Genomic DNA, 11768 nt, shown 5'->3' on the forward strand with positions numbered 1-11768 from the left:
CGCCGTGTGCGCGGTGACCTGCCGGCCGTTGTCGTGTCCGTGTCGTGTGCTCACGATGAGGGGACCGCCTTGCTCAGTGCCGCGATGAGCCTATCCATCCAGTCCCCGTCGCGGCGATCGAAGCCGTCGGACAGGAGCTTCATGACGAAGCGCATGAGGACGGGCCGGGGAAGACCGTACTTCACGCACATGCGCATGATCTCCGGACGCTCGATGAGGCGGGCGAAACCCTGACCGAGGGTGAAGTAGCCGCCGAGCTCCTCGGAGAGGATCTTGGGGTAGGTCCGCAGCGCCTTCTCCAGGGCGTACGGGGTGTGCCGCGCGAGCGCCTGGGAGACGACGTCGGCCGCGATCCGCCCGGACTGCATGGCGTAGGCGATGCCCTCGCCGTTGAACGGGGAGACCATGCCGCCGGAGTCACCGACGAGGAGCAGACCCTGGGAGTAGTGCGGCTTGCGGTTGAACGCCATCGGCAGGGCGGCGCTGCGCAGCTCGCCCACCTGGTTCTCCGGGGTGAACTCCCACTCGGCGGGGGCGTTGCGCATCCACTGCGCGAACAGGCCCTTGTAGTCGAGGTGCGTCGGCTTGGCGGTGGAGCTGAGCGACCCGAGGCCGACGTTCACGGTGCCGTCGCCGAGCGCGAAGATCCAGCCGTAGCCGGGCTGGAGGTTCGACCTGCCCGGCTCGCCGTCCCACAGCTCCAGGTGCGACTCCATCATCGGGTCGTCGTGCCGCGGGCTCTTGAAGTAGGTGCGGATCGCCACGCCCATCGGGCGGTTGTCGTTCTTCTCGATGCCCATCGTCGTCGCGAGACGGGCGGAGACCCCACCGGCGTCGACGACGATGCGCGCACGGTAGGTGCGCTCCTCGCCGGTCCGGCGGCCGTTCTCGTCGACCAGCCGGGAGGTGACCCCGAGGATGCGTCCGGAGCGCTCGTGGCGCACCGGGCCGGTGACGGCGACGCCCTCGTGGAGACGCGCTCCGCTCGCGGCCGCGTGCCGGGCGAGGGTCTCGTCGAGGTTCATCCGCGAGCGGGCCAGCCCGTAGGCGGGCATCTCGGCGAGCTCGGGCCAGGGGATCTCGATGCAGTGGCCGGCGCCGTAGGTGCGCAGCCCCCAGTTGCGGATCCAGCCCTCGGACTCGGGCGTGGGCACGCCCATCCGGATGAGCTCGGCGACCGCGCGCGGGGTCAGACCGTCGCCGCAGACCTTGTCCCGGGGGAAGACGCCCTTCTCGAGCAGCAGGACGTCGAGCCCGGTCTGCGCGAGGTAGTGGGCAGTGGCCGAGCCCGCCGGGCCTGCGCCGACGACGATGACGTCGGCGTCCTCATGGGCTGCGCGCACGTCACCTCTCCTGCTTCCGGTGCTCACCGGCACGAGAAGGGCGGCCGGGATGCCAGGGCAGTCTACAAAGGTCACGAGGCGCGATCCGCTAAGGCTGCCCTAACTACCGCGCCCTCCCGTGGGCCCGGTGACCAAGGTCTCTTTGCGCACGGGGCGGGCGCCCGGGCCGTCGGGCGCCCATAGGATCGAGACGATGTCGACCGCACCCGCCGGGGCCCCGGCACCCACTCCGCTGCTGGCGCGCACCGTGCCCATCGCCGATCCCGGCGACCTCCTCGACCTCCTCCCGCGGCCCGACGCCGCCGCGACGGTCAGCTGGGTGCGCCGCGGTGACGGGCTCGTCGGCTGGGGAGTCGCCGCGCGGGTCGACACCCACGGCGCCACACGGATGGTCGACGCAGACGCCTGGTGGCGCGAGACCGCGGGCACCATGGTCGTGCGCGACGACGTGCGGCTGCCGGGCACCGGCCCGGTCGCCTTCGGGTCCTTCGCCTTCTCCCGCCGCTCCGACTCGGGTGGGACGCTCCTCGTCCCCCAGGTGCTCGTCGGACGCCGGGAGGGCCGCAGCTGGCTCACCGCCGTCGGCCCGGCCGGGCTGGGCCCGACCCCGTCCCTCGCCGCCTGCCGCGGCGAGGTCACGCCGGTCACCGGCCCCGGCGAGGTCTCCTTCACCGACGGCGCCCTGACGAGCGAGGAGTGGCAGCAGGCGGTCGCCGAGGTCGTCGCCACCATCCGCGGCGGTGAGGTGGAGAAGGTCGTCATGGCCCGCGACGTCGTCGCGCGCACGGGCGCCGACCTCGATGTGCGCCACCTGCTGCGCAACCTCGCCGACCAGTACCCGACGTGCTGGACGTTCTCGGTGGACTCGCTCGTCGGGGCGACCCCCGAGCTCCTCGTCCGCCGCGACCAGGGCCTCGTCGCCTGCCGGGTGCTCGCCGGCACCATCCAGCGCACCGGCGACGACGCCGCGGACCTGCGCCGTGCCGCCGAGCTCGCCCGGTCCTCCAAGGACCTCGGGGAGCACGAGCTCGCCGTCGCGTCCGTCGCGGAGGCGCTGGGGCCGTACTGCTCGAGCTTCAACGTCCCCGACTCCCCCTTCGTGCTCCACCTGCCCAACGTCATGCACCTGGCCAGCGACGTCACCGGCGTCCTGGACCGCTCGCACTCCGGCGGGCCGAGCTCCCTCGCCCTCGCCGCAGCCCTGCACCCCACGGCCGCGGTCGGAGGCACCCCCACCGCCCGGGCGGTGGAGCTGCTCGCCGAGGCCGAGCGGATGGACCGCGGCCGCTACGCCGCCCCCGTCGGGTGGATGGGCGCCGACGGCGACGGGGAGTGGGGAATCGCGCTGCGCTCCGGTCAGGTCACCGGCCCGCGGTCGGTGCGGCTGTTCGCCGGGTGCGGCATCGTCGCGGCCTCCGAGCCGGCCGCCGAGGCCCGCGAGTCCGAGGCCAAGCTCACCCCGATGCGCAGCGCCCTCACCTCCTGAGACGACGACGCCCCGTGCTGCTCGCGTGAGCGGCACGGGGCGCGGCCGGGTGGGGTCAGGCGCGGGTCGCCAGGGTCACCTGGACGTCCTGGGCCTTGCCGTCGCGCACGACGGTGAGCGTGGCGCTCTCCCCGGAGGTGTACTGGCGCACGTAGCCGGTGAGGGAGGCGGCGCTGTCGACCGGGCGGCCGTCGATGGCGGTGACGACGTCGCCGCGCTCCAGGCCGGCGTCCGCGGCGGGCGATCCCTGCTCGACGCTGCCGATGCCCGCGCCGTCGCGCGTGACACCGTCGACCTCGACGTCCGTGTCGGCGAGCCCGACACCGAGGAAGGCGTGCTCCGCCTCACCGTTCTCGATGAGCTGCTCGGCGACGGTCGCCGCCTGGTCGACCGGGATCGCGAAGCCGAGGCCGATGCTGCCGGCCTGGCCGCCGCCGTTGGACAGCGTGGCGATCGAGCTGTTGATGCCGATCACCCTGCCCTGCGCGTCGAAGAGCGGACCGCCGGAGTTGCCCGGGTTCACGGCCGCGTCGACCTGGATGGCGTTGGTGACGACCGACTCGGTGCGGCTCTGGGTGACGACCGGGCGGTCGAGGGCGGAGATGATGCCCGTCGTGGCCGTCGAGTCGAGGCCCAGCGGGTTGCCCATGGCGAGGACCGCCTGCCCGACGGCGAGGTCGGAGGAGGTGCCGAGCGTCGCGGGCGAGAGGTCGGCCGGCGGGTCGACGATCTGCACGACGGCGAGGTCGGTGGTCTCGTCCTGGCCGACGAGCTCGGCCTGGTAGATCCGGCCGTCGGCGAGGGTGACGCTCATCTCCTGCGCGCCGTCGACGACGTGGCTGTTGGTGAGGACGTGGCCCTCGGTGTCGATGACGACGCCCGAGCCCTGGCCCGCGCCCTCGGCGCCCGCGACGTCGATGGCGACGACGGACGGCCCGACTGCGGAGGTCACGGCCTGCCAGTCCGGGGTGGTCGAGGTCGAGCTCGCGGGGATGACCTGCGAGGTGGTGGCGGTGGTCGTGCCGACGGTCTCGTCGTCGGCGAGGGCGCCGGTGACCGCGGCGGTGCCGAGGCTCGCGAGCAGCGCGGCCGTGGCGGCCGTGGCGCCGAGCGCTGCCCAGCCCCGGCGGCGCCCGTGCGGCAGGACGCGCGGGGCCGGCGTCGCGGCGGCGGTCTGCTCCCCGGCGAAGGGGACGCGGTGGGCCGGGTGCGGCGCGGGCATCGGCTGCTCGGTGGTGGGGGTGGTGGCGGCCTCGGGGGTCGTGCCCTTGCGGCCGAGGAGGACGGCGTCGACCTCCGCCTGCTCGCGGGTGACCCGCTCGTCGTCGGCCGGCAGGTGCGGCCGGATGCTCTCGTCGCGCTCGATGTCGCTCATGTGTGTGGTTTCCCTCCTGACGTTGATGCATCCAGGGAACCCGACGCACCTTGAACGCCTCTGAGGACCACCTGAGAACTCCCTGAAAATCTCCGCCCCTCCCTCTGGGACGCCCCCTGGCGCCCGAGGACACCCCACCCAGCACGCCCGCCGGCCGCGAAAGCACGACCCAGAGGGGCGCGGCGAACGCGGGGGCGGCGGGGCGGGCCGCGGATACGATCGGGGCCTCGGCGCCGGCGAGGAGGACGGGTGCGACGGACCAGAAGGCACAAGGTCGTGCGGCTCTCCGCCGGCGGCGCCTCCAGCGCGCGCAGCGACGTGCTCGCCGGCGAGGAGCCGATGGAGCTGCGGGTCGACGGCCGCGCGTGGACGGTGACGATGCGCACCCCCGGTGAGGACTTCGACCTCGCGCTCGGGTTCCTCGTCTCCGAGGGCGTCGTGTGGGACGCGGGGCACGTCACCGCGATCTCCTACGGCGCCGGGGTCAACCCGGACGGCACGTCGAGCTACAACGTCGTCGACGTCCGCCTCGCCCCCGGCGTCGCGCCCCCCGACACCTCCCACGAGCGGCACGTCTACGTGTCGAGCTCGTGCGGGATCTGCGGCACCGCCTCCATCGACGCCGTCACGCGCGTGGCGCGGGTCCCGGTCGCCGACGACGTCCGCGTCCCCCTCGGCGAGCTGCTCGCCATGACCGAGCGGCTGCGTGAGCGCCAGCGGCTCTTCGCCGACACCGGCGGGGTCCACGCCGCCGGTCTCTTCCGGCTCGACGACGACGGCCGGGCCGAGCTGCTGTGCCTGCGCGAGGACGTCGGCCGGCACAACGCCGTCGACAAGGTCATCGGCTGGGCGCTGCGGGAGCACGGCCTGCCGCTGCGGCGCTGCGTGCTCCAGGTGTCCGGCCGGGCGTCCTTCGAGCTCGTCCAGAAGGCGCGGATGGCGGGGATCGCGGTGCTCGCCGCGGTGAGCGCCCCCTCGGCGATGTCGGTGGAGCTCGCGACCGAGGCCGGCATGACGCTCGTCGCCTTCAGCCGCGGGGACTCCGCGAACGTCTACGCGGGGGCCGAGCGCGTCCTGCCCTGAGCCTCCGGCGGCGTCCAGCGCACCGGGCGTCCCTCGGTGAGGCGCTCACGCTGGGGGACGACGGTGTAGCGCGGGTCGCGCGCCGAGGCCTGCCCCGCCTCGAAGACCCCCATCCGGGTGCACAACGAGCCGGCCACGAGCGCGGCACCGCCGACCACCCCGGCCCAGCGGCGCCGGCCCGCGAGGAGCGCGGTGAGGCCGCCGGCCGCGGTCAGCGCCTTGGCCGCCCTCGTCCAGCGCCCCCCGCGTCCGGTGTGCAGCGTCTCGGCCGACAGCCCCATCGACCGTTCCATCACCCGCTCCGCGACGAGCTCGACCAGCGCGCCCGCCGCGGCCATCCGGCGCGCCGGGCCGGCCTGCGCGGCGGGTGCGAGAACCATCGCCAGCCCGCCGGAGGACGCCGCCGCGGAGGCGCAGAAGACGAAGGGCAGCTCCCCGTGCGCGTCGCGCCACGACGGCGTCGAGGTGTCGGACAGGAGGACGGCGGTGTAGGCGGCCACCGGCGGGGCGGTGACGGCGGCGAGCACCCCGGCGGGGCGGCCGGCGGCGCGCAGCAGCCGCACCGCCCTGGCGTCGGCGGGCAGCGGGAGGAGCCCGGCGGCCTCGTCGAGGGCCGCGAGCGCCGCGGGCGCCCCGTAGATGCTCAGCAGCCACGTCCCCACCGACATCGGGGAGGTGAGCTTGACCGTGCGCAGCATGTTGAGGAACCGCTCGGGGCGGCCGAGGTCGCTCACGAGCAGCGCCATGCTCACCGCCAGCCCTCCGGCGGCGCCGAGCCGCCCGGCCCTCCGTAGCGCGGGGCGGCCGGTGAGCTGGGCGCCGGCCGCGAGCAGCGAGGACCCGGCAGCCAGCCCACCGAAGAACATGTAGAGCGGGATGCGCGCGTCCCACGGCGCGGGCTTGACCACCTGGCGTCCGTAGTAGGAGGTGAACTCCGCCTCGGGCACCGGCTGGTCCCCCGCCCGGTCGCGCCGGGTGCGTGGGCGGCGTGGGCGGTCCGCCGTCGCCGTCATCGCCTGCGTCCCACGAAGGCGAGGGCGGCGCCCGCGAACAGGGCGACGGCGGCCGTCGTCGCCCTGCTGAACATCCGGGCGAGGTCGCGGGTGGGGACGACCGGGTCCGGGGGCAGGCCGTAGACCTCCGGCTCGTCGAGGAGGAGGAAGAAGGCGCCCGTGCCGCCGACGCCGTCGTGCGGGTCGTGCCCGTAGAGGCGGGCCTCGGCCACGCCCTGCTCGTGCAGCTCCTCCCGACGCCGCTCCGCGCGCTCGCGCAGCTCCTCGACGTCGCCGTACTGGATCGACTCCGTGGGGCAGGCCTGCGCGCACGCGGGGGTGAGCCCGTCCCCCAGCCGGTCGTAGCACAGCGTGCACTTCTGGGCGACGCCGACGTTCGGTGCCCCCTGCGGGCCGCGGCGGCGCTCGATGACGCCGTAGGGGCAGGCGGCCACGCAGTACCCGCACCCGTTGCACACGTCCGCCTGGACGACGACGGTCCCGAACTCCGTGCGGAACAGCGCGCCGGTGGGGCACACGTCGAGGCAGCCGGCGTGGGTGCAGTGCTTGCACACGTTGGAGGCCATGAGCCAGCGCAGGCCGGACGCGGCGTCGTCCTCGTCGGCCATGAGCAGGTCCGGCGCGGTGACCGTGGGCTCCGGGGTGGTGACGGGCGGTCCGCTGCCCGGCATCCCGAGGTCCACCGCCGGGCGCCGCTGCTCGACGAACGCGACGTGCCGCCACGAGTTGGCCCCGAGTGCTCCGGTGTTGTCGAAGGACTGGCCGAGGAGGTCGTAGTCCTCCCCGCCGGGGATGAGGTTCCACTCCTTGCACGCGACCTCGCACGCCTTGCAGCCGATGCACACGCTCGTGTCGGTGAAGAAGCCCTTGCGGGGCGGCGGGTCGGCGTACCCGGCGTCGCGGGCCGGGTCCACCGGCCCGAAGAGGCTGTTCCTGCCTGCCACGTTCAGCTGCCCTCCTCGGGTCGGTGCGGCGCGTCGGCGCGGCCGGCGGACCTGGTGACGGCCCGGGGGTCGGCGGTGACGATCGGACGGCGGTCCGCCGTCCCGGCGCGGGTGCGGTAGCCCTCGAGCAGGTCGAGCAGGGCGGCGCCGCGCGGCCGCCGGCCGGGGCGCACGTCGCAGGTGCCGGCCTTCGTCTCCTGGATGAGGACGTTGGGGTCCAGGCTGATGCCGAACAGGTCGTTCGTCGAGTCCCCGGTGACCAGGCCCTTGCTCCCCCAGTGGTAGGGCAGCCACACCTGGTGGACCACCCGCCCGGCGACCCGCAGCGGCCGCAGCCGGTCGGTGACGACGACGCGGCCCTCGACGGCGGCGCGCGCGGTGACGACGTGGCACCAGCCGAGGTGCTCGAGGCCTCGTTCGCGCGCGAGCGCCGGGGAGACCTCGACGAACATCTCCGGCTGCAGCTCGGCGAGGTACTCCAGCTGGCGGCTCATCGCCCCGGCGGTGTGGTGCTCGGTGAGCCGGCTCGTCGTGAAGACGAACGGGAAGACCTGCGGGTCCTCGGCCGGCGGGCTCGGGTGGATGGGGTTGACCTGCTCGCGGTACTCCACCCGGGTGGGGTTGGCCTGCTGGCCGTAGAGCGGGTTGCCGAACGGGGACTCGACCGGCTCGTAGTGGGTGGGCAGGGGGCCGTCGAGGAGCCCGTTCGGGACGAACAGCGCACCGCGACCGTCACCCTGCATGACGAAGGCGTCGGTGCCGTCGAGCGCGTCGACGCCGACGGCGCCGGGCTCGTGGCGGTAGGACGGCGGCTTGGTCCGCTCGATGTCGGGCACGTCGTGCCCGGTCCACTCGCCGGCCTCCTCGTCCCACCACACGTAGGCCTTGCGCTCGCTCCACGGCCGGCCGTCCGGGTCGGCCGAGGCGCGGTTGTAGAGGATCCGCCGGTTCGCCGGCCACACCCAGCCCCACTCCGGGGCCACCCACGACTGCTCGGCCCCGGGCCTGCGGCGCGCGGCCTGGTTGACGCCGTCGGCGTACACGCCGGTGTAGATCCAGCAGCCGCCGGCGGTGGAGCCGTCGGCGCGCAGCTCGGTGAACGTGGACAGCGGCCGCCCGGTCGCGACGTCGACGCCGTTGATCTCCCGGAGCACCGCCTCGGCGCTCGGCTCGTCGTGCTCGCCGTGGACCGGGTAGTCCCACGTGAGGTCGAGGAGCGGGCGGTCACGCTCCTCCCCGCGGGCCGCCAGCCGCTCCCGCACGATCCGACCGAGGTGGTAGAAGAACCACAGCTCCGAGCGGCGGTCCCCGGTGGGGTCGACGGCCTTCTCGCGCCACTGGAGCATCCGCTGCGTCTGGGTGAAGGTGCCCTCCTTCTCCACGTGCGAGGCGGCGGGCAGGAGGAAGACCTCGGTGGCGCACTCCTCGGTGACGATCTCCCCGGTCTCGATCTCCGGGGAGTCCTTCCAGAACGAGGCGCTCTCGATCTCGTAGAGGTCGCGCACGACGAGCCACTCGAGGTTCGCCAGCCCCAGGCGCTGGGCCCGGCCGTGGGCCGAGCCGACCGCGGGGTTCTGCCCGAGGAGGAAGTACCCCTTGACCTTGCCCTCGATCATGTCCAGGACGGTGCGGTAGGTGCCGTGGTCGCCGTCGATGCGTGGCAGGTGGTCGTAGCACCAGTCGTTGTCCTCGGTGGCCGCCTCCCCCCAGTAGGCCTTGAGCAGGCTGACGGCGTAGGCGGCGCCGTTGCCCCACAAGCCCTTGCGACCGGGCATGCTCATGTCCTGCACCCACGACGCGAGGTCGGGGTGGCGGCGGGCGTCGGGCATGACGAGGTAGCCGGGCAGCAGGTTGAACAGGGTGGGGATGTCGGTGGAGCCCTGGATGCTCGCGTGGCCGCGCAGCGCCATGATCCCCCCGCCCGGGCGGCCCATGTTGCCCAGCAGCAGCTGGATGATCGCGCCGGTGCGGATGTACTGGGCGCCGACGCTGTGCTGGGTCCAGCCCACGCTGTAGACCAGAGCGGTGGTCCGCTCCCGGCCCGAGGCCGCCACCCACGCCTCGGCCACCTCCCGCAGCTGCTCACGGCTCACCCCGCACGCCTCCTCGACGAGCTCGGGGGTGTAGCGGGCGAAGTGCCGCTTGAGCACCTGGTAGACGCACCGCGGGTGCTGGAGCGTCTCGTCACGCTCGTGCTCCTCGGGCACCGGCATGCCGTGGGACTCGTGCTGCATGCCCGAGGCGGTAGACCGGTCCGCGGCGGCGTCGTCCTCGTCCACGCCCGCCGCCTCCGCGCCCGCGTACTGCCACGTCGCGGTGTCGTAGGTGCGCGTCTCGGGGTCGAAGCCGGAGAACAGGCCGTCGAGGTCCTCGGTGTCGAGGTAGTCCTCCGAGAGGATCGAGGAGGCGTTGGTGTAGGCCAGGACGTACTCGCGGAAGTCGAGCTCGTTGCTGAGGATGTGGTTGACGATCGCGCCGAGGAACACGATGTCGGTGCCCACCCGGATCGGCACGAAGGTGTCCGCGAGCGCGCTCGTGCGGGTGAACCTGGGGTCGACGTGCATGACCTTGGCGCCGCGCCGCTTGGCCTCCATCACCCACTGGAAGCCCACCGGGTGCGCCTCGGCCATGTTCGACCCCTGGATGACGATGCAGTCCGCGTTCGCGAGGTCCTGCTGGAAGTTGGTGGCCCCTCCTCGGCCGAAGCTGGTCCCCAGACCGGGGACCGTGGCGGAGTGTCAAATACGTGCCTGGTTCTCGATCTGCACGGCGCCCATCGCCGTGAAGAGTTTCTTGATGAGGTAGTTCTCCTCGTTGTCCAGGGTCGCCCCGCCGAGCGCCGCGATGCCCATCGTGCGCCGCAGGTGGCGTCCCTCGGCGTCGGTCTGCTGCCACGTGGCGGCCCGGGTGGCCAGGACGCGGTCGGCGATCATCTCCATCGCGACGTCGAGGTCGAGGTCCTCCCACTCGGTGCCGTGGGGGCGCCGGTAGCGGACCTTGTCGAGCCGGTTCGCCCCGGTGACCAGGCTCTTGCTCGCCGAGCCCTTGGGGCACAACCTGCCGCGGGAGATCGGGCTGTCCGGGTCCCCCTCGATCTGGACGACCTGCTCGTCCTTGACGAAGACCCGCTGCCCGCACCCGACGGCGCAGTAGGGGCACACGCTGCGGGCCACGCGGTCGGCGGTCGCGGTGCGCGGGGTGATCTCCTCGGTCCTGCGCGACCTGGCGGCCAGGCCTCGGCCGAGCACGTCCGGCCCGGTGAGCTGCCGCAGCACCGGCCAGCTGAGGAACGTCGTCATCGCCTCACCTCCCGCGTGCGGCCACCGTAGCGCCCCGCCCCGACGTCCGCACCGGTCTTGGGAGCGCTCAGCGCACCCGCACCGTCCACTCCTGCGCCGGGACGAGCTCGCCGACCACCGGGTGCCCCGGCAGCTCCCCGACGACGAGCAGCCCGCCGGAGGTCTGCGCGTCGGCGAGGAGGAGGAGCTCGTCCTCCTCGACCTCGGGCAGGAGGTGGGGGCGCACCCAGTCGAGGTTGCGGCGGCTGCCGCCCGGGACGAACCCGGCGGCCAGCGACGCGCGCGCACCCTCGAGGTAGGGCACCGCGGCGGCGTCGACGACGGCGCTCACCCCGCTCGCCCGGGCGAGCTTGAAGAGGTGGCCGAGCAGCCCGAAGCCGGTGACGTCGGTGGCCGCCTCGACGCCCGCGGCGAGCGCCGCGGCCGAGGCCTCCCGGTTGAGCGTCGTCATGACCGCGACGGCCTCCTCGAACCGCTCCCCCGTGGCCTTGTGCCGGTTGTTGAGGACGCCGAGCCCGAGCGGCTTGGTGAGCGTGAGCGGCAGCCCGGCGCGGCCGGCGTCGTTGCGCAGCAGCCGCGCGGTGTCCGCGATCCCGGTGACCGCCTGCCCGTACTTCGGCTCGGGCCCGTCGACGCTGTGCCCGCCGCCGAGCACCGTGCCCGCCTCCGCGCACACCGCCGCGCCGCCGCGCAGCACCTCGGCGGCGACGTCGAAGGGGATGCGGTCTCGCGGCCAGGTGAGGAGGTTGACCGCGACCACCGGTGTGCCGCCCATCGCGTAGACGTCGGACAGCGCGTTCGCCGCGGCGATGCGGCCCCAGTCGTACGGGTCGTCGACGACGGGGGTGAAGAAGTCCGCGGTGGCGATGACGGCGCGGGTGCCGTCGATGCGCACGACAGCGGCGTCGTCGCCGTTCTCCAGGCCGACGACGAGGTCGGGGTGGGTGCTGAGCGGAAGGGTGCCCAGCACCCGTTCGAGCTCACCGGGCGGCACCTTGCAGGCGCAGCCGCCCCCGGCGGCGTACTGGGTGAGGCGCAGGGCGGGCGGAGTGGTGGTCGTCACAGCGGCCACAGTATGGGCCGACGTGAGCCGTGGCCAGGGGTGTCTCGCTAGGCTGCCCCACGGAGGCGTACCTCGTCTGGTGACGGGCGCGGTCTTCAAAGCCGTTGTGGTCGAGGATCTCGGCCAGGCGGGTTCGATTCCCGTCCGCCTCCGCCACCGACC

Annotated in this window: 8 protein-coding genes and 1 tRNA gene; 3 read left to right on the forward strand and 6 right to left on the reverse strand. The window is 74.0% G+C overall.

The window, feature by feature from the left end; all coding sequences use genetic code 11:
* Positions 1-50: 50 nt before the first annotated feature.
* Entirely contained in the window at positions 51-1343 is a 1293-nt protein-coding gene (locus FE251_RS13555; protein WP_139071875.1) for a geranylgeranyl reductase family protein, read from the reverse strand.
* Between the two features lie 193 nt (positions 1344-1536).
* Here FE251_RS13555 and FE251_RS13560 point away from each other — a divergent pair, with 193 nt between their 5' ends.
* Positions 1537-2829, forward strand: coding sequence for an isochorismate synthase (locus tag FE251_RS13560; RefSeq protein ID WP_139949035.1), 1293 nt, complete (start codon positions 1537-1539; stop codon positions 2827-2829).
* 55 nt (positions 2830-2884) lie between these two features.
* On the opposite strand, the gene FE251_RS13565 is transcribed toward FE251_RS13560, so the two are convergent.
* Positions 2885-4204 carry a S1C family serine protease gene (locus tag FE251_RS13565; protein WP_139071877.1) on the reverse strand — a complete coding sequence of 440 codons (1320 nt, stop codon included), beginning with the start codon at positions 4202-4204 and terminating at the stop codon, positions 2885-2887.
* Between the two features lie 249 nt (positions 4205-4453).
* Here FE251_RS13565 and fdhD point away from each other — a divergent pair, with 249 nt between their 5' ends.
* Positions 4454-5287, forward strand: coding sequence for a formate dehydrogenase accessory sulfurtransferase FdhD (gene fdhD / locus FE251_RS13570; RefSeq protein ID WP_139071878.1), 834 nt, complete (start codon positions 4454-4456; stop codon positions 5285-5287).
* Here the strand turns inward: fdhD and nrfD are convergent.
* The 4 genes from nrfD to selD all read right to left on the reverse strand — a co-directional run bounded on the left by nrfD (position 5257) and on the right by selD (position 11606).
* Entirely contained in the window at positions 5257-6300 is a 1044-nt protein-coding gene (gene nrfD, locus FE251_RS13575; RefSeq protein ID WP_139949036.1) for an NrfD/PsrC family molybdoenzyme membrane anchor subunit, read from the reverse strand. The genes fdhD and nrfD overlap by 31 nt on opposite strands.
* The gene (locus FE251_RS13580; protein WP_168202743.1) at positions 6297-7244 is read right to left on the reverse strand and encodes a 4Fe-4S dicluster domain-containing protein; all 948 of its coding nucleotides are present in this window, start codon (positions 7242-7244) and stop codon (positions 6297-6299) included. Before FE251_RS13580 ends, nrfD begins: the two co-directional genes overlap by 4 nt.
* Positions 7245-7246: 2 nt before the next feature.
* On the reverse strand, positions 7247-10543 hold the full coding sequence (gene fdh / locus FE251_RS13585) for a formate dehydrogenase (protein ID WP_223147547.1): 3297 nt from the start codon (positions 10541-10543) through the stop codon (positions 7247-7249).
* Between the two features lie 67 nt (positions 10544-10610).
* Positions 10611-11606 carry a selenide, water dikinase SelD gene (selD, locus tag FE251_RS13595; RefSeq protein ID WP_168202744.1) on the reverse strand — a complete coding sequence of 332 codons (996 nt, stop codon included), beginning with the start codon at positions 11604-11606 and terminating at the stop codon, positions 10611-10613.
* Positions 11607-11667: 61 nt separating this feature from the next.
* On the opposite strand from selD, the gene FE251_RS13600 reads away from it, so the two are divergent.
* Positions 11668-11762: transfer RNA gene (locus tag FE251_RS13600), tRNA-Sec, on the forward strand.
* Positions 11763-11768: the final 6 nt, after the last annotated feature.

The sequence above is a fragment of the Georgenia wutianyii genome, assembly GCF_006349365.1.
GTDB classification, from domain to species: Bacteria; Actinomycetota; Actinomycetes; order Actinomycetales; family Actinomycetaceae; genus Oceanitalea; species Oceanitalea wutianyii.